Below are 17318 nucleotides of genomic sequence, written 5' to 3'. Positions count from 1 at the left end.
TTATTTCCTAACTGCCCTGCGCATCACCTCGACGGGATTCCGGCAGGACCACAAGTTTCCAGCGCCGGGAATCGACAAGATACTTGTTCGCAAGCGCCTGTATTTCTGCCGGTGTGATGACCGTGTAGTCCGAAAGAAAAGTGCGCAAAACCTCGAATTTGCGGGGATTGAACGTCGCACCTTCCATCTGGCTCATCCAGAAGCTGTTGCCGCTGCTCGCCCGGGCAATAAGCTGACGCAAAGGTTCAATGACGCGCTTCAGCTCATCTTCGCTGACCGGGTTTTCGCGCAAATCCTTCGCGATCAGGCCCGCGACTGAATAGAAGCGGTCAATATTGTCAGGCGTCAGCTGGCTGGAGGCACTGATAAAACCGCCGCTGTCAAATTCCACCGGCCAGTTGTTCACGACCTGGGGGCTGTAACTGGCCCCTTCCCTGGACCGCAGGATTTCGAACATGCGGTCATTGAATATCGAAACCAGGACTTCCAGTTTTCGGCTTTCACGAACCTGATCCAGCCCTCCGCCTGTCGGCCAGGCGATCAATGCGGCAGCCCGTTCGGGATCACCCTTGTGAACGAGAATTTCCGGACCGGTTTGCGGCGATGGAAATTCCGGCGACTGTATCTCATCGCCCGACTCTGGTGCGCGCCGTTTCCGCAGCGCCCCGAAAGTCTTCAGAACGGCTTCGACCGCTTCGTCCCGGTCAAAATCTCCAAACAGCATCAATTCGACCGGACCGCTCCGCAGGATCGGTTTCCAGAACTGCCGAAAGCGCTTGGCTGTCAGCTGCTCGAAATCGGTCTTGTCAGGTGTTTTCCAGCGCGGATCCTTGTCACGGATCAGCCAGTCAAGATCGCGACGCAATACAGCCTGTGGTGATGCCGAATAGCTGTCATAGCCGATTATCGATGCCGCTCGCGCCCGGACCACCGGGGCCTCGTCCCAGCGGGGATATTTCAGCTTGGCAGCGATCAGATGCAATTGATCTTCCAGATCTGCCGCGCGGGTATCGGCAGTGATTTCAAAGGCGTCATTGTCGATCGCGAAGTTCAGACTGATCCGTCTGCCGGTCGTGATCTTGTCGATCTCTTCTTGTCCCAGCTTGCCGACACCACTGGCCATAAGAGCCAGCGCACCGGACCAGGCCAGGCCTTCCTCATCAGCCGAAAGACCGGCATATCCGCGACCAAATCGCGCATTGACCATGATCTTGTTGCGTTCAGCCTTGTTCGGGAACATCAGCACCCGCACGCCGTTGGATAGTATCAGTTTTTCGACATCAAAGCGGCGGATCTTCTCGCTCGATTTCACCCGCCCCTTGCGGCCGATTTTTCTGAGCGAGTCAAAGCCCAGATCCTTTTGCACGACGCGGACATCGCGCGCGGCCTCGACCTCCTTGCTGAGGACGGTGGCCAGTTTCTCCTTGCCGTCTTCGATAACGCGCGGAGAGGTCAGCAGTGCCCGGGTGGCAACGCCCTCGAACAGTTTGCGCGTCGATTCCAGCAGCCGCTCGGGCGTATACAGGTCGCGCATGTCTCGGAAGACATCGAGCGCGGTTTGTGGCGTCGCCACAGTTTCCCGGATATCGACGGCATTGACAATATCATCCGCCTGTTTGCGAGCCGCTTCGGTAGCATAGCTTTCCACGCCAATCGCCAGTGCCGCATCAAATTCAGCTATTTCCCGGGCGATATCGGCTTCTGAAGGAGCGTAAGTCGTGGCATCGGCAATAACCGCGCGGACATCGCGCAGAGCCGCCTGCCAGTCTTCTTCGATCGGGATAATGCTGATGAAGGTGCCATCGACGGACCGGCTGACATCTTCCTGGCTGACACTCGCCTGCAAATAGCTGCCTCCCGCCCGTGCACGGGCCTCCAGCCGGCGATTGATCATTTGTAGCGCGAGCAGGTCGATCAGTATCTGCTGATTGTAGACAATCGTGTCATCAACCTGGCGCCAGGGGCGGACCACGGCCATGGAAACAAATTGTGGCAATGTCGGTTCAATGACGAGACGACTGGTGTCAGCGGTGGCAACCGGGTCACCAAATGATGGGGCCAGACCCGCTTCGCCCTTGCCTTCCCAGTTGGAGAAATGCTTGCGGATCAGTTCCTCGAATTTTTCGGGCTCGCCGTCTCCGGCAATAACGATCACCGTGTTTTCCGGACGGTACCAGCGCTGATGAAACAGTTGCAGATCTCTCGGATTCGCATTTCGCAACGTCTCGGGCGTTCCAATGGGAGATCTGTTAGCCAGACGTTGGCCGGCGAAAAACAGCGCACGGGTCGCGTCCTGAACCTTCGTCTGCGGCCCCTGCCTTTCCTGCAGTTCGGCAAGAACCACCGGGCGCTCGGCATCCACAGCTGTCTGAGTCAGCCCGGGCGAAGACATCATGCCGGAAATAATTTTTATGCTTTCGTCGAGACTCTCTGCGCTCGCATTGGGCAAATCCAGTTTGTAAACTGTCTGGGTCGGTGTGGTTTCAGCATTGCTGTCACTGCCAAAGGTTGCGCCGAGCCTTTGCCATACCCGTTTTGCTTCGCCATCCGGGACATAGGTAGAGCCTCGGAATGACAGGTGCTCCATAAAATGGGCAAATCCCTGTTCGTGATCCATTTCCATCAGCGATCCGACATCGAGACGTACGCGGATGGAAACCTGCCCCGGCGGAACACCATTGCGTTTTACGGCATAACGCAACCCGTTTTCCAGACTGCCGAACGTCCAGCTGCGATCAACCGGGACATCGCTGCGCTCGTAGAGCCAGGGAAGAGGTTCGCTCTGTTCGGAAACGGTCGTGGTGTCCGTTGCATCTGCCGGTTGCGACAGCGCCGGAAACGGAGAAAATACAAGGGCCAGGGCAAATACGGCGTACAGCAAGCCATTTGCCTTTTTCGGGAGAGTTGCGTTCATATCCCGGATATAAGCAGCCCAATTCTGACTGACCAGTGAATAATGGCGGGTCCAAAGCCGCAATTTCTCTTCGATCGGGACATTTTGACCTTGATAGCCATGACAATTGGCACCACATTATACTCATGCTGATAGAAACCGAAAAGACGCCAAATCCCTCAACACTGAAATTTCTCGTTGGCCAGACCGTGATGCCGGAAGGCACGCGCGACTTTGCTTCGCCAGAAGATGCAGAAGTTTCGCCTCTTGCCGAGGCCCTGTTCACGCTGGGCGATGTGACCGGTGTATTTTTTGGTTCGGACTTCATTTCCGTCACCGCTGGTCCGGGATCTGACTGGTCTGACCTCAAGCCTCAGGTACTGAGCATATTGCTGGATCATTTCACGGCGGCCATTCCGCTGTTCAAACCAGGATCGGCTGGCGAGATTCATATTCCACCAGAAGAAGAGGTGCATGATGATCCGGAAGATGCCGATATCGTCGCCCAAATCCGGGAATTGATTGAAACCCGTGTGCGCCCGGCTGTGGCCAATGATGGCGGCGACATTATCTATCGCGGTTTCAATCGCGGCGTCGTGTTCCTCAAGATGCAGGGCGCCTGTGCCGGATGCCCATCGTCAACCGCTACGCTGAAGCATGGTATTGAATCGCTGCTGAAACATTATGTGCCGGAAGTTGTTGAAGTCAGGGCCGCCTGATTCATTACAAGGTTATTCAGGGAAACTTTTCATAATGAACATGCCGCTCACTGACGATGCACTGGACCAGCTGTTTCGCGAAGCGCGAACCTATAACGGCTATCATGACAAGCCGGTTACGACTGACCAGTTGCATGCAATCTGGGACCTGATGAAAATGGGTCCAACCAGCGCCAACATGCTCCCCGCACGCCTGGTCTGGTGCCACTCGGAAGAAGCGCGCAACAAACTTGCCGACTGCTCTGCGGAAGGCAATCAGGACAAGATTCGAAAGGCGCCCGCAGCAGTGGTTATCGGCATGGACCAGGATTTCCATGACCATTTGCCGGAACTGTTCCCCCACACCGATGCCAAAAGCTGGTTCGAAGGTGATGCTGAGGCACGAAAAGTGCATGCCATGCGAAACAGTTCGCTCCAGGGTGCCTACTTTATTCTTGCGGCACGGGCGCTGGGTCTCGACACCGGGCCAATGTCAGGCTTTGACAATGACGCCGTGGACAAAGCGTTTTTTGCGGACCAGCCCAGTGTGAGATCCAATTTCATATCCACCCTCGGATATGGCGATCCCGAAACCATTTTTGAACGCAGCCCCCGACCGGAATTTGGCAAGTTCAACAAGATAATCTGACCGGCGACTGTGAGATGGACTGCCGCATCCTCGCAATTGATACAGCTACAGCGGCTTGTTCAGCGGCTCTTTTTGAAAATGGTGAAGCGATTGCCTGTGAGTATCAGGAAATCGGTCGCGGGCATGCCGAGAAACTGATCCCGCTGATTGCGTCCCTGCCTGACAAGGGGAAAGCTGATCAGATCATCGTTAATGGGGGGCCTGGCAGCTTCACAGGCATTCGAATAGGCCTCTCTGTTGGCAAGGCACTGGGACTGGCCTGGCGCGCGCCGGTCTATTCCTATCAGTGCCTGGATCTGGTGGCAGCGCAGGCGCTGGCCGCCCATCATCATGATGATTTTATCATGGTGGCAATGCTTGGCGGACATGGTGAGTATTTTGTCCAGAATTTTGATAGCAAGGGAACTGCAGTGGATGCACTTCTGTCCCTCCCGCCGACCGAGGCTCTCGCCCGTGCAAAGGGTGTGCATGTTGCTGGAACTGCCGCAGAAGCACTGGCCGAACAGTCGGAAGGCCTGTCCGCCCTCCCCATGCTGCCAGACGCCGCCAACGCCTTGCTTTTATCCGCTCCGGCCAGAAGTCTGGCTGCGAGGGCTATTTACGGACGCCGACCTGATGCAAAAACCATGCAGGAAACGTAAAACGTGGCGACTGTAAATGGCCCCAATCTGGATCGACAACCGTCCGTTCTTCTTTGCGAGGCGGGACCGGAAAAGCTCGATTCCGTTATGGACGTAATGGCCCGGGCCTTTCCTAGCGAGTTCGGGGAGTCCTGGAACGAAGGCCAGTGCCGGTCGATGCTTACCCTGATCAACACCCATCTCATGCTGGCAGGCATCCGGGACGATGGCCAGATATCTTATTGCGGGTTCTGCATCTACAGAATGGTGGCGGGCGAACTGGAGCTGCTGATGATCGCTGTGGATCCCGATCACCAGCAAGCCGGGATCGGGCAGAAGATGATTGGACAGCTCATCGAGAATGCGCAACAAAACCAGGTGGAGGCCATCTTTCTCGAAGTCCGGTCGAACAACCCGGCTCAACATTTGTATCGCAAACTGGGATTTGTCCAAATTGGCGAGCGGAAAGCCTATTATACTGGCAGTGGCGGACAAAAACATGACGCAATCACCTATCGCAAAACACTATAGGCCCAAATTCCTGTTTCGCGCAGAAAACTGTGGACTTTGGTAGTTGCCAACGACCTATATCTTTGCAAATAAGTCATCGGGGGCAACCCAAATACCCTAGCAAAAAAAACAAGTCGCAAATGAGGGATATTATGACAAATGACGAGATGGTTCTCGATGAGACCCTGATTACACTTACATCGGACATTGTAGCCGCACATGTAAGTAACAATAGTGTGGCCGTATCAGATTTGCCGCTGATCATTAACAATGTACACGGTGCCCTGGCAGGCCTGTCGGGGAAAGCGGCCGAGCAGGCCAAACCAACCCCGGCAGTATCGATCAAATCATCGATCAAGCCGGATTATGTCGTATGCCTGGAAGACGGCAAAAAGCTGAAAATGCTGAAGCGTCATCTCATGACACATTATGGTCTGACACCTGACGAATATCGCACCAAATGGGGACTGCCCAGCGATTATCCGATGGTCGCGCCAAATTATGCCGAAAAGCGTCGGCAACTGGCGAAATCCATTGGTTTGGGAAAGAAACGCGGCAAACGCTGAACCGGCAGGCTCCCAAAGGCCTGCCCAAACCGCCTGCGATTGACATTTTCCGCTTTGCTTTATCGGCACGGCGCAATAAAGTCTGCACTGCTAGACAGGACGAACATGCATGCCCGATAAAATCGATCTCGAGAAATTATGTGCGGAGAAAGGTCTGAGGATTACGGACCAGCGGCGCGTGATTGCCCGCGTGATCTCGGAAGCTGATGATCATCCAGATGTTGAGACTTTGCATGAACGGGCCGCCGCGGAAGATTCGCGCATTTCCATCGCCACCGTCTACCGGACAGTCCGTCTGTTTGAAGAAGCCGGAATTCTCGACCGGCATGACTTTGGCGACGGCCGGGCGCGTTACGAGGCCGTTCCCGAGGCACATCACGATCATTTGATAGATGTGGAAACCGGCAAAGTCATCGAATTTGTCGATCCCGAACTGGAAGCACTGCAAAAACAGATCGCGGAAAAGCTGGGATACCGGCTTGTTGACCACCGCATGGAGCTTTATGGCGTATCCTCTGACCGCAAAAACTGACGGTTCGGAAAAACCCGTTTCCATTTTTGGCTTTTTGCTGCTCTGCCTGCGAGTGACGGGCATTGTTCTCAGCCTGCTTGTCTGCCTTCCTCTGCACTATCTCTGGCGTCTTTTTCGCCTGCCATCGCCCTGGCCCCGGTTTTTCCTGTGGCTGGTCGCCACCAATTGCGGTGCGGTCATCAAGACAAAGGGAAAACGGCTGAAGCAGGATGTGTTTTACGTTTCCAACCATATCAGCTGGTTTGACATTCCTGTGGTTGCAGGAATGACTGGCTGCACATTCGTCGCCCAGGACGGGATCGCCAGCTGGCCAATCATCGGATGGCTGTGCCGGATCAACAAGACGATTTTTGTATCACGCACTAACCGGATGGACGTCAACGGCCAGGTTGAAGTGATCCGCGAAGCGATCGAAGAAAAATATCCGATCACCGTATTCCCAGAAGGTACAACCACAGAAGGCCACGAATTGCTGCCATTCAAACCGTCCCTGTTTCAGGCCATGGCCCCGCCGCCGAAACCCATCCGGGTGCAACCCATGCTGCTTGACTATGGCAAGATCAGCAAGGACATCGCGTGGGTTGGCGAAGAAACCGCTGCACATAATGCCATGCGGCTGTTTTCCAGATGGGGAATTATTCCGGTCACCCTGCATTTCCTAGAACCGTTTGATCCGGCAGAATTTGGTGATCGCAAGGCAATTTGTGCCGAAGCCGAGCGCCGTATCTCGCTGGCGCTTTCCGCTTCCCTGTCAGGACGCCCCGTTGTATAGGCGCCCGCTATGAATCGCAAAAATCCCACGAAGTTCCGGGTCAAATCCTTTGGCTGTCAGATGAACGTCTATGATGGCGAACGCATGTCCGAGATGCTGACCGATCAGGGCATGAGCAGCGCAGGCGAAGATGAAGATGCAGATCTGGTTGTTCTGAACACCTGCCATATTCGCGAGAAGGCTGCCGAGAAAGTCTATTCGGACATTGGGCGTTTGCGCGGTAAGGACGGAGAAAGCCCGCTCATCGCTGTCGCCGGCTGTGTGGCGCAGGCGGAAGGTCGCGAAATTTCCCGTCGCGCGCCAAGTGTAGACATTGTCGTTGGCCCCCAGGCTTATCATCGCCTTCCCGAACTTATTGAACAGGCCAAGAGCGGCAAACGGGCGCTTGATACCGACATGCCGGTACAGTCGAAATTCGACATATTGCCTACCCGCAAGAAACAGGCCCGTCCCACAGCATTTCTGACCATCCAGGAGGGTTGCGACAAATTCTGCACCTATTGTGTGGTCCCCTACACCCGCGGTGCCGAGATTTCGCGCCCATGGGGTGATCTGGTGGATGAAGCCAGGGCCCTGGTTGATGGCGGCGCGCGGGAAATCACGTTGCTTGGCCAGAATGTCAACGCATGGTCTGGCGAAGACGACCGCGGCGTAACGACCGGGCTCGATGGTCTGATCCGCGCCCTGGACCGGATTGATGGCCTACAACGCATCCGGTATACGACCAGCCACCCGAATGACATGAGCCAGGCACTGATCGATGCCCATGGGGATGTGCCCAAGCTGATGCCCTATCTCCATTTGCCCGTGCAGTCCGGCAGTGATCCCATCCTGAAGGCCATGAACCGGTCGCACAGCACCGAAAGCTATCTCGATATCCTGGACCGGATCCGGAAAGTCCGGCCCGATATAGCCATTTCCGGGGATTTCATTGTCGGTTTTCCGGGTGAGTCCGACGAGGATTTCGAAAAAACCATGGAGCTGGTGGCCGAAGCCAGTTACGCACAGGCCTATTCGTTCAAATATTCCCCGCGACCGGGCACTCCCGCGGCCGTCATGGAACAACAGATTGCACGTGAAGTGATGGACGAAAGACTGCAACGGCTTCAGGCTTTGCTGAACGAACAGCAGCACCAATTTAACCGCCAGACCGTCGGGCGAAAGACCAGCATTTTGCTGGAACGGAAAGGCAAGCTGGAAGGGCAGCTGGTCGGCAAGACGCCCTGGCTGCAATCGGTCCACGTGGTAGCCCCCGGCCTTGCCATTGGTGACATGGTCGATGTGGAAATTGAATCCGCCGGACCCAACAGCCTGCAGGGACGGATGCCAAGGAGTATAGCTGCCTGATGGCCAAGAAAGCGCAAAGCGAACAACCGCGAGGAGTCATCACGCTGGATCTGGAATTTGACGATCCGCAGCTGCTCGGTGACCTGTTTGGAGAATATGACCGCAATATCGTGGCGATCGAAAATCGTCTCGGTGTCTATATTGCCGCGCGCGGAACAAACCTGAAAATCGAAGGCGAGGAAGACGCGGCAACGAGGGCACGGGACGTGTTGACCGGCATTTATAACCGTCTGGAAAAAGGACAGGAAATCGACGCCAGCGCCGTTGAGGCCATTATCGCCATGGCTGCAGATCCGCGAATCGAGAAAGCCGCAAAGGGCACGGGCGCTTCCGGCGCACGCGGCAAGAATGATATTTCCGAACCACCCAAAGTGATGATCCGCACCCGCAAAAAGACCATCGTTCCGCGGTCGGTCGGACAGGCCCATTATATGGAAGCCCTGGCCCGGGATGACATGATCTTTGCACTGGGTCCGGCTGGCACTGGCAAGACCTATCTCGCAGTCGCCCAGGCCGTGGCGATGCTGATCACAGGCGCTGTGCAGCGCCTCATTCTGTCTCGCCCGGCTGTCGAAGCCGGTGAACATCTCGGTTTTCTTCCGGGCGACATGAAAGACAAGGTCGACCCCTATCTCCGCCCGATTTACGATGCGTTGTTCGACTGCCTGCCCGCCGAACAGGTGGAACGGCGGATCGAGTCCGGTGAAATCGAAATCGCCCCGCTGGCATTCATGCGCGGACGCACGCTGGGCGACGCCTTCATCATTCTGGATGAAGCACAGAACACGACGCCCGCCCAAATGAAGATGTTCCTGACCCGATTTGGCATGAGCAGCCGGATGGTCGTCTGCGGCGACCCGCGGCAAGTCGATATTCCGGGCGGTGACAGCCGGTCAGGCCTGAACGATGCGGTCAGCCGGCTGGAAGGCATTGACGGCATCTCCACCATTCGTTTCACCAGCAGTGATGTCGTTCGCCATCCGTTGGTGGGCCGGATCGTCGATGCCTATGAAGGCCCGGATGCCAATTAAGCTCCCCGAACTGTGGTCAGTTTCCATTGCTTGACGTCGCGACATTGAACGAAGGGTGGGGTGAAACCATCAACTGGCAGAAATTGGCAAGGTCAGCGGTCGACAATGCCATGAGGCTGACTCCCTATCAGTCATTGAGCCAGCTGTCGGCAAATCTGGAAGTTGCGATCCGGTTTACGTCGGATGACGAAGTCCGCAAATTGAACGCCGCCTATCGGGACAAGGACAAGCCAACCAATGTGCTCTCCTTTCCGTTGGTGGCGCAGGACATGCTCGGCGGCCTGGCCAATACAGACGACGGCGAAATCTTGCTGGGTGACATTATTCTTGCCAAAGAAACTTGCGTTAACGAGGCAGAGGAAAAGCAGATTTCCGTGTCAGATCATGCCGCACATTTGATTGTTCACGGCACCCTGCATTTGCTAGGCTATGACCACCAGAATGAGGCTGATGCATTGACAATGGAGGCTTTGGAAACCAGAGCATTGGCAAATCTCGGGATTGCCAACCCCTATCCCGATGCACATATGGAATAAGTGACCAAAACAACGATCATGCCAGACGAAAATATCAGCAATACGGGGAATGGCAGTGCCACACCCGTCAAGAGCGAAGACGAAGAACCCGGGCGAATATGGCGCAGCCTGAAGGCCCTGCTTTTTGGTGAAGCAGAGGATAACAGCCTGCGCGCACAGCTCGAGGAAGTGATTGACGAGCACGAGAACGAAACCGACGGAGACAGCGGCAAAGCCGAAGATCTTTCTGCGGTCGAGCTGGAAATGCTGCGCAACTTGCTGCATTTCAGTGATCACCGGGTCGATGACATCGCGGTTCCGAGGGCGGATATCATCGCCATCGAGGAAAGTGCACCATTCAGCGAATATGTCGAGATTTTCTCCGAACATGGTCACAGCCGGCTCCCGGTCTATCGGGAAAATCTGGATACGATCATCGGCATGGTGCACATCAAGGACATATTTGCCCTCGTTGCCAAAGGTGGCACGCCGCCGTCGGATATCAGCCCCTTCCTGCGACAGCCGCGTTTCGTTCCGGAATCCATGGGCGTGCTCGATCTCCTGGCCGAAATGCGGGCAACGAGAACCCATCTCGCGATCATCTTTGACGAATATAACGGCACCGAAGGACTGGTGACCATCGAAGATATTGTCGAGGAAATTGTCGGCGATATTGAGGACGAGCATGATGACGAACCGGTGCCCATGTTCAAGCAGTTGCATAACGGGATATGGGAAGTTGATGCGCGCGCCGAACTGGACGATGTCGGAGAGGAAGTTCACCCCGCGCTGGCCGAGATTGACGAGGATGTCGACACTATTGGCGGATTGTCTTTCGTGCTTGCCGGCCACATCCCGAAAGCCGGAGAGATTCTGGGTCATCCCAGTGGCTGGCGGCTCGAAGTCATCGAGGCAGATGACCGGCGGGTCAGGCGACTGAAATTGCACCCACCGGAAGGCGACGATCAGGACAGCGACTGATCACTGTTTTTCAGCCAGCTGTTCCGCGCGTTTCCGCCACGTGCTGGCGAGCACTGGCGAGCTGGCAAGCCACTGCAATTCGGTCTTTCGACCGTCGTGGTCGCCGCTGATGAGAATCCGGAACAGTTTATCCAGCGGCCAGTCTGGATGGGGTCGCTCGCATTGGGAAATCCGGTCACCGGCCTGCACCCTTCCCGGCTCGATCACCCGAAAATAACTGCCGGATCGTGCCGTCCGGATCACCGTTTTCATCACGTCTTTCTCGCCAAAACGGTGATTCAGCTTCCAGCAGGGCTGGCGCGCATGGCTGCATTCGATCAGGGCTTCTCCCACCCGAAACATGTCACCCAGACAGAGGCGATCTTCGGTCAGGCCGGTACAGCTGAAATTTTCCCCAAAAGCGCCCGGTTGATTCAATATTCCCAATCCGGGATATCTTTGCCGCCACCATGAATAGTGTTCGGCCGCATAAAGATGCACCGCTTTGTCCTGGCCGCCATGATGAACGGGATCGGCAACCTCGTTGCCTTCCAGCCCCAGTGGCCCCAGAAAAATGGCGTCCGGCACTTTTGTCTTGACAATGGCGCTCATCTCTCCGTCGTCCCGAAACGGTTGCGGTGTGCCAATCAGCAAATGATCCAGTTTCGTCTCAATCATAAGCTGTCGCTAGACCAGCAAGATGAGATTGGCAATTTCCGCGTGACTGTGCTTGAAGCAGCCGATGGAAATCAGTGATCTTCGTATTGCCTTGTACAGCGGCAACTATAATTTTGTGCGGGACGGTGCCAATCAGGCACTGAACCGCCTCGCCGGATATCTGCTGGATCAGGGTGCTGCTGTCCGGGTATATTCACCGACCACGGATACACCGGCGTTTGAACCGACGGGCGACCTGATCAGTGTGCCCTCGGTGGCTTTTCCCGGTCGCGGCGAATACCGGTTTCCGACACATATGTCGTCCGTCGCGCGGCGCGATCTTCAGCAGTTCCGGCCCAATGTCATGCAGATTTCGAGTCCCGATTTTGTCGGACACCGCATGGTGAGCTGGGCCCGAAAACAGAACATTCCTGTGCTCGCATCTGTCCACACCCGTTTCGAAACCTATCCGCGCTACTATAATCTCGCGTTTCTGGAGCCGGTCATCGAGGCCATTTTGCGCCGTCTGTACCGGCGTTGCGATGCGATTGTCGCACCTTCTGAATCCATGGCCCAGGTCTTGCGCGAACAACGCATGAACTATGATGTTGGCATCTGGTCGCGTGGGGTGGATCGGGAAGTCTTCAATCCTGGGCGCCGTGACCTTGAATGGCGTCGTTCCTTCGGAATCGCAGACCATGAACCGGTCATCGGCTTCCTGGGCCGGCTGGTGATGGAAAAGGGGCTGGATGTATTCTCTGACAGCATTGACGAACTCAAGCGCCGGAATGTTGCGCATCGCGTGTTGGTGATCGGAGAAGGTCCCGCCAAGCAATGGTTCGAGGACCGGATCCCCGAAGCAATATTTGCAGGATTTCAGCAAGGGAAAGATCTCGGTCGCGGCGTTGGAAGCATGGATATGCTTTTCAACCCGTCGGTCACCGAAACATTCGGCAACGTCACGCTGGAAGCAATGGCATGCGGAATCCCGGTTGTGGCCGCCAAGGCTACCGGCAGTCAGAGCCTTGTCCGGGACGGAGAGTCCGGACGATTGATCACTCCTGGAGCCATTCGCGAATTTGCCGACGCGCTGCAACTCTACTGCGAGAACAGCAATATCCGCGGCGAACATGGTGCAGCCGGCGAGAAAAGGTCGGATGAGTTCAGCTGGGACCAGATCAATAACACCGTGGCCCAGAGCTATTTGCGTCTGATTCGGCAGAGGGAGCTGGGGCACGGCCCGATCAGTCAGGAAGCCATCCGGTAAAGTCAGATGAAGTCCGATCCCCCTCACCTCACTTCCGCTGCAAGATGTCATCCGAAGCATGAGGTGCCCGGCACATGACGGATCTGTTCCAGAAGGAGACGACGACAGATCCGGGCAATCCTGCTGCCCCACTGGCCGAACGCTTGCGCCCGACCCAACTGGACGACATTGTCGGGCAAGACCATCTGGTCGGTCCGGAAGGCAGTCTGAGCCGGATGCTTGTCTCCGGCAAATTGTCTTCGATTATCTTCTGGGGACCTCCGGGAACCGGAAAAACCAGTCTCGCCCGATTGCTGGCCGAGCAAACTGATCTACATTTCAAGTCAATTTCTGCCGTATTTTCAGGTGTCGCTGATCTCAAGAAGGTCTTTGCGGAAGCCGAACAGCGTCTTGAGCTGGGACAGCAGACCCTTTTGTTTGTTGATGAAATTCACCGCTTCAATCGTTCGCAGCAGGACAGTTTTCTCCCCTATGTCGAGAAAGGAGCAGTCACACTGGTCGGAGCGACCACGGAAAATCCGTCCTTTGAACTCAATGCCGCCCTGCTCAGCCGGACTCAGGTGCTCATACTCAATCGTCTCGACAGCGCAGCGCTGATGCAGTTGCTGGAGAAAGCCGAAGCGCTGGAGGAACGTGAACTTCCGCTAACGCCTGACGCCCGGGAGGCACTGGTGGCCAGCGCGGATGGCGATGGCAGGTTTCTGCTCAATCAGGCTGAAACGCTTTTTTCAATGAACATGGAGGCCCCGGTCGAGCCGGCTGAACTTGCAAAGCTGCTGCATCGCCGGATGGCTGTTTATGACAAGGATCGAGACGGACATTACAACCTCATTTCCGCCTTGCACAAATCGCTCCGTGGTTCCGATCCCCAGGCCGCTTTGTACTATCTGGCCCGCATGCTGGTTGCCGGAGAAGAACCGCTCTATGTGTTGCGCCGGATCGTGCGATTTGCCAGCGAGGATATTGGTCTCGCTGATCCGCAGGCGCTGGTGCAGGCACTCGCAGCCAAACAGGCCTATGAGTTTCTGGGCAGTCCGGAGGGTGAGCTGGCGATCGTGCAGGCCTGTCTCTATTGCGCCACCGCGCCCAAATCCAATGCTGCCTACAAGGCCCAGAAATCTGCCTGGAAATCAGCCAGAAAAACCGGTTCTCTGGTGCCCCCGCAAAACATTCTGAACGCACCCACCAGCCTGATGAAGGACATCGGTTATGGTGAGGGTTACAGTTATGATCATGAAAAAGACGAGGGCTTTTCCGGCGACAATTACTGGCCGGAATCGATGCAGGCAGAAGAGTTCTATCAGCCGGTAGATCGCGGACTTGAACACAAGATCAGGGAACGACTGGCCTATTGGGACAATCTCAGGAACCAGAAAAATGACGGGTAACGTGCTTTCGGTAATGGTAACGGCTGCACTGATTGCTCCCCCAGCACATGGCGCTGCCAGTTCAGATCCGGTTCCGTCTGCCGAGAGAGCGGACTGGTACCTTGTTGACGAGATCATCGAGGATGAATCACCGGACTATCGCAGCGAAATCTATTTTGCCGACAAGGCAAGTGTTGAGCGCGACAAGAAGGCCGTCACCCTTGCCGTTTCCAGGATTGTCATGACTGGCCGCGAGGATCGGTCGCTGCGTGAGAATATCCGGGATTTGCGTTCCGATATGATTATCGATTGTTCGACCGGGAGTTACCGCATGCGAAATCGATCAACATATGACGGCGCCGAACAGCCGGCTGCTCCGTACGAACAGGACTCACCGCAAGAGCGTGTTGTGCCATCCACATCCGAAACCGGGTATGGAGCCATAGTCCGGTTTGCCTGTGATGCTGATGCCACCATCGGACAGCGGCAATCCCATCCCCACATGCAGCCCCTCACATGGCTCATTGCCTATATCAACGCAGACTGGAGCAAATAATGAAGATCGGAAAATTCCTATTGCAGGGAGTGATTGCTTCTTCCGCCTTCGGCTTGCTGGCTACCCGGCCCGCCGGAGCCGAAGAGCCTTCTGACTATGACCGCGCTCTGGCGGCCGGTTACAAAGCCCAATTTGTCTGCTCCGGCCTGTGGAACGGCGGCAAATCGCTCGCAGATATTGAAGCGGATGAACTGACCGGGATCTATGACCGGGTGGCCGAAATCGTACCAACACTGGAACTGGAGATCGATCAGAAAAACCGTCAGGTACAGGTCAGCTACAGTGACCACAGTCCACCGCGCACTGCACTCTGGAACCCGGTGACCGGCTGTACCGGCATGCCCATTCGCTTTGATGGACAATACAGGACAGATCCCACTGCGGTCCGGCCCAGCTTTGACATTCAACCCTGGCCGATGGGAGATGAAGATGCGATGGCCGCTCCTTCCGCGATTCCCAAAGAACTGGGTCGCGTGGTGGCCGCAGCCCAAAATGACGCGCAATTTGGCGGGAAAACCAGCGCCGTCCTGATCATCAAAAATGGTCGGATCATCGCCGAAACGTTCAAGCCAGGGCATGACCGGCATACGGCCCAGCGGACCTGGTCAGTAGCAAAATCCATCGCTGGCACGCTCATCGGACACGCGGTGCATACTACCGGTCTCGATATCCATGCGCCCGGCCAGATTCCGGAATGGACGGACGACAGTGATCCGCGAAAGCAGATCACGCCGGATCAGCTGATGCGAATGGCCAGCGGATTGACCAGCGACACCGCCGGCAATCGCACCGACCCGATCTACCTGGGCGGTGCCAGCGTAACGGAACGCACCACCAGCTGGCCCCTCCTATACAGACCGGGCAGTCGCTTTCGCTACGCCAATAACGACACTTTGCTGGCGGTGCATGCCGCGCGGCTGAAGCCGTTTGCGCCATATGAGTTTTTCATGAAACTCGGCATGACGCGGACCTATGCCGAGACCGACTGGCAAGGCAGCCCTGTCCTCTCCAGCCAGGTCTGGACCACGGCAAGGGATCTCGGGCGACTGGGCCTGCTCTATCTCAACAATGGTGTTTGGGAGCATGGGAAAGCTAATCCAGAACGACTGCTTCCGGAAAACTGGCGATCCTATGTGAGCACCGCATCCGGACCGCAACCTGAGCGACAATTTGGCTATGGTGCCACCTTCTGGTTGATGAACAAGACCGATGGCGTACCGCCTGACAGCTTTGCCGGATTTGGCAATCGCGGGCAGTTTCTGGTGATCATTCCGTCCCGCGATCTTGTGATCGTCCGGCGTGGTTATGATACGCGAGCCAACCGCTTTGACATCGCGGCCTTTACCCGGGCAATCGTGGAAGCGACCGGGTCATGAGCGGCACCTGGCGCGCAGCAGTTTGCACGGCCCTAACGGGTCCCGGCTCGGTTGAGATTCAGGACAAGGAGACAGCGCCACTGGGTGCCAATGAGGTGCGCATCGCCGTCAAGGCAGCAGGTCTCAACTTCCCGGACCTGCTGATGACATATGGCAAATACCAGTTTCGGCCAGACCCCCCGTTCGTGCCCGGACTGGAGGTCGCCGGCGACATAATCGAAGCTGGCGCCGAAGTCGTGGACTTTGCCGTCGGTGATCGTGTCATGGCGGGCAACAAGGGTGGCGGCTTTGCGGAACAGATGACGGTCGGACAAGATGCAGTGAAAATATTGCCGCCTGCCCTGTCCTACGCAGATGGCGCCTGCTGGCAGACAGCCGCCATTACCGCGTGGCACGCGCTGCATGACAAGGGGGACACGCAACCCGGACAGACGGTACTTGTCCTCGGTGCCAGCGGCGGGGTCGGGCTGGCCGCCGTAAAGCTGGCAAAATACAAGGGTGCGCGGGTGATCGGTACAGCGTCGAGTGAAACCAAGCGGAAAGTGGTTCTGGATTGCGGCGCGGACCATGCACTGGACCCCGCAGACCCGGATCTGGCAAAAAAGGTGAAGGCACTGACCGACGGCAAGGGTGCAGATATTGTCTATGATCCGGTTGGCGGCGATCTGGCCCTTGCCGCAACCCGGGCCATTGCCTGGGGCGGGCACTATCTGATCGTGGGCTTTGCCAGCGGCGACATCCCCTCCTTCCCGGCCAATCATGCGCTGATCAAGGGATACAGCCTGATCGGCCTTCGCGCCGGTGAAAGTGCCCGCCGCGATCCGGATCTGGCCAGTCGCAATGCGGCAGCCATGCAGGAGCTTGCCGAAAAGGGCGTGATGAAACCGCATATCTCGCACCGATTCGCCTTGCAGGACGCCGCCGAAGCGTTGCGAATACTGGAAAGACGCGAAGCGATCGGCCGCGTCGTTCTGGAAATGTAAAACAGGCTTTCCCGGATAC

At 56.4% G+C, this 17318-nt stretch carries 18 protein-coding genes; 16 read left to right on the top strand and 2 right to left on the bottom strand.

The genetic code is table 11. The features are described from left to right. Positions 1–7: 7 nt before the first annotated feature. Positions 8–2914: a M16 family metallopeptidase gene (locus BUQ90_RS11060; protein WP_074206363.1), complete on the bottom strand. Its 2907-nt coding sequence runs from the start codon at positions 2912–2914 to the stop codon at positions 8–10. A 125-nt stretch (positions 2915–3039) separates the two neighbouring features. On the opposite strand from BUQ90_RS11060, the gene BUQ90_RS11055 reads away from it, so the two are divergent. The 11 genes from BUQ90_RS11055 to BUQ90_RS11005 all read left to right on the top strand — a co-directional run bounded on the left by BUQ90_RS11055 (position 3040) and on the right by BUQ90_RS11005 (position 11114). Beyond that, positions 3040–3612: a NifU family protein gene (locus tag BUQ90_RS11055; protein ID WP_074205275.1), complete on the top strand. Its 573-nt coding sequence runs from the start codon at positions 3040–3042 to the stop codon at positions 3610–3612. A gap of 34 nt (positions 3613–3646) precedes the next feature. Further along, positions 3647–4240: a malonic semialdehyde reductase gene (locus BUQ90_RS11050; protein WP_074205274.1), complete on the top strand. Its 594-nt coding sequence runs from the start codon at positions 3647–3649 to the stop codon at positions 4238–4240. A 14-nt stretch (positions 4241–4254) separates the two neighbouring features. Further along, positions 4255–4881 (top strand): tRNA (adenosine(37)-N6)-threonylcarbamoyltransferase complex dimerization subunit type 1 TsaB, encoded by a 627-nt coding sequence (tsaB, locus tag BUQ90_RS11045; RefSeq protein WP_074205273.1) that lies wholly within the window; start codon positions 4255–4257, stop codon positions 4879–4881. A gap of 3 nt (positions 4882–4884) precedes the next feature. After that, complete coding sequence (gene rimI / locus BUQ90_RS11040) at positions 4885–5391, top strand: ribosomal protein S18-alanine N-acetyltransferase (RefSeq protein WP_143182842.1); 507 nt, start codon at positions 4885–4887, stop codon at positions 5389–5391. Positions 5392–5522: 131 nt separating this feature from the next. After that, a complete protein-coding gene (locus BUQ90_RS11035; protein WP_074205271.1) occupies positions 5523–5936 on the top strand; it encodes a Ros/MucR family transcriptional regulator in 414 nt (137 codons plus the stop codon). Positions 5937–6045: 109 nt separating this feature from the next. After that, on the top strand, positions 6046–6468 hold the full coding sequence (locus BUQ90_RS11030; protein ID WP_074205270.1) for a Fur family transcriptional regulator: 423 nt from the start codon (positions 6046–6048) through the stop codon (positions 6466–6468). Beyond that, positions 6440–7240, top strand: coding sequence for a lysophospholipid acyltransferase family protein (locus BUQ90_RS11025; protein ID WP_084192671.1), 801 nt, complete (start codon positions 6440–6442; stop codon positions 7238–7240). The genes BUQ90_RS11030 and BUQ90_RS11025 overlap by 29 nt, the downstream gene beginning before the upstream one ends. Positions 7241–7249: 9 nt before the next feature. Then, a complete protein-coding gene (gene miaB, locus BUQ90_RS11020; protein ID WP_074205269.1) occupies positions 7250–8587 on the top strand; it encodes a tRNA (N6-isopentenyl adenosine(37)-C2)-methylthiotransferase MiaB in 1338 nt (445 codons plus the stop codon). Continuing rightward, positions 8587–9618, top strand: coding sequence for a PhoH family protein (locus BUQ90_RS11015; RefSeq protein ID WP_074205268.1), 1032 nt, complete (start codon positions 8587–8589; stop codon positions 9616–9618). Before miaB ends, BUQ90_RS11015 begins: the two co-directional genes overlap by 1 nt. A 26-nt stretch (positions 9619–9644) precedes the next feature. After that, on the top strand, positions 9645–10154 hold the full coding sequence (ybeY, locus tag BUQ90_RS11010; protein WP_074205267.1) for an rRNA maturation RNase YbeY: 510 nt from the start codon (positions 9645–9647) through the stop codon (positions 10152–10154). Between the two features lie 18 nt (positions 10155–10172). Next, entirely contained in the window at positions 10173–11114 is a 942-nt protein-coding gene (locus BUQ90_RS11005) for a hemolysin family protein (RefSeq protein WP_074206361.1), read from the top strand. On the opposite strand, the gene BUQ90_RS11000 is transcribed toward BUQ90_RS11005, so the two are convergent. Next, complete coding sequence (locus BUQ90_RS11000) at positions 11115–11771, bottom strand: MOSC domain-containing protein (protein WP_074205266.1); 657 nt, start codon at positions 11769–11771, stop codon at positions 11115–11117. Positions 11772–11835: 64 nt separating this feature from the next. Here BUQ90_RS11000 and BUQ90_RS10995 point away from each other — a divergent pair, with 64 nt between their 5' ends. The 5 genes from BUQ90_RS10995 to BUQ90_RS10975 all read left to right on the top strand — a co-directional run bounded on the left by BUQ90_RS10995 (position 11836) and on the right by BUQ90_RS10975 (position 17299). Further along, positions 11836–13017 carry a glycosyltransferase family 4 protein gene (locus BUQ90_RS10995; protein WP_074205265.1) on the top strand — a complete coding sequence of 394 codons (1182 nt, stop codon included), beginning with the start codon at positions 11836–11838 and terminating at the stop codon, positions 13015–13017. A gap of 74 nt (positions 13018–13091) precedes the next feature. Further along, positions 13092–14405, top strand: a complete 1314-nt coding sequence (locus tag BUQ90_RS10990) for a replication-associated recombination protein A (RefSeq protein WP_074205264.1) — start codon at positions 13092–13094, stop codon at positions 14403–14405. Beyond that, positions 14395–14940 (top strand): surface-adhesin E family protein, encoded by a 546-nt coding sequence (locus tag BUQ90_RS10985; protein WP_143182841.1) that lies wholly within the window; start codon positions 14395–14397, stop codon positions 14938–14940. The genes BUQ90_RS10990 and BUQ90_RS10985 overlap by 11 nt, the downstream gene beginning before the upstream one ends. After that, positions 14940–16316, top strand: a complete 1377-nt coding sequence (locus tag BUQ90_RS10980; protein WP_074205262.1) for a serine hydrolase domain-containing protein — start codon at positions 14940–14942, stop codon at positions 16314–16316. The genes BUQ90_RS10985 and BUQ90_RS10980 overlap by 1 nt, the downstream gene beginning before the upstream one ends. After that, positions 16313–17299 (top strand): NADPH:quinone oxidoreductase family protein, encoded by a 987-nt coding sequence (locus tag BUQ90_RS10975; RefSeq protein WP_074205261.1) that lies wholly within the window; start codon positions 16313–16315, stop codon positions 17297–17299. Before BUQ90_RS10980 ends, BUQ90_RS10975 begins: the two co-directional genes overlap by 4 nt. Positions 17300–17318 lie beyond the last annotated feature (19 nt).

The organism is Parasphingorhabdus marina DSM 22363, from assembly GCF_900128895.1.
Taxonomy (GTDB): domain Bacteria; phylum Pseudomonadota; class Alphaproteobacteria; order Sphingomonadales; family Sphingomonadaceae; genus Parasphingorhabdus; species Parasphingorhabdus marina.
The sequence above is the reverse complement of the archived record's forward strand: the minus strand, read 5'-3'. Positions and strand labels throughout refer to the sequence as shown.

Excerpts from the sequence above, each read along its gene's own strand:
- BUQ90_RS11035 (WP_074205271.1), top strand. The coding sequence starts at position 5,523 with ATGACAAATGACGAGATGGTTCTCGATGAGACCCTGATTACACTTACA.
- BUQ90_RS10985 (WP_143182841.1), top strand. The coding sequence starts at position 14,395 with ATGACGGGTAACGTGCTTTCGGTAATGGTAACGGCTGCACTGATTGCT.
- BUQ90_RS11015 (WP_074205268.1), top strand. The coding sequence starts at position 8,587 with ATGGCCAAGAAAGCGCAAAGCGAACAACCGCGAGGAGTCATCACGCTG.
- BUQ90_RS10995 (WP_074205265.1), top strand. The coding sequence starts at position 11,836 with ATGGAAATCAGTGATCTTCGTATTGCCTTGTACAGCGGCAACTATAAT.
- BUQ90_RS11030 (WP_074205270.1), top strand. The coding sequence starts at position 6,046 with ATGCCCGATAAAATCGATCTCGAGAAATTATGTGCGGAGAAAGGTCTG.
- BUQ90_RS10980 (WP_074205262.1), top strand. The coding sequence starts at position 14,940 with ATGAAGATCGGAAAATTCCTATTGCAGGGAGTGATTGCTTCTTCCGCC.
- BUQ90_RS11060 (WP_074206363.1), bottom strand. The coding sequence starts at position 2,914 with ATGAACGCAACTCTCCCGAAAAAGGCAAATGGCTTGCTGTACGCCGTA.
- BUQ90_RS11000 (WP_074205266.1), bottom strand. The coding sequence starts at position 11,771 with ATGATTGAGACGAAACTGGATCATTTGCTGATTGGCACACCGCAACCG.
- BUQ90_RS11005 (WP_074206361.1), top strand. The coding sequence starts at position 10,173 with ATGCCAGACGAAAATATCAGCAATACGGGGAATGGCAGTGCCACACCC.
- BUQ90_RS10975 (WP_074205261.1), top strand. The coding sequence starts at position 16,313 with ATGAGCGGCACCTGGCGCGCAGCAGTTTGCACGGCCCTAACGGGTCCC.
- miaB (WP_074205269.1), top strand. The coding sequence starts at position 7,250 with ATGAATCGCAAAAATCCCACGAAGTTCCGGGTCAAATCCTTTGGCTGT.
- BUQ90_RS11055 (WP_074205275.1), top strand. The coding sequence starts at position 3,040 with ATGCTGATAGAAACCGAAAAGACGCCAAATCCCTCAACACTGAAATTT.
- BUQ90_RS10990 (WP_074205264.1), top strand. The coding sequence starts at position 13,092 with ATGACGGATCTGTTCCAGAAGGAGACGACGACAGATCCGGGCAATCCT.
- tsaB (WP_074205273.1), top strand. The coding sequence starts at position 4,255 with ATGGACTGCCGCATCCTCGCAATTGATACAGCTACAGCGGCTTGTTCA.
- BUQ90_RS11025 (WP_084192671.1), top strand. The coding sequence starts at position 6,440 with ATGGCGTATCCTCTGACCGCAAAAACTGACGGTTCGGAAAAACCCGTT.
- BUQ90_RS11050 (WP_074205274.1), top strand. The coding sequence starts at position 3,647 with ATGAACATGCCGCTCACTGACGATGCACTGGACCAGCTGTTTCGCGAA.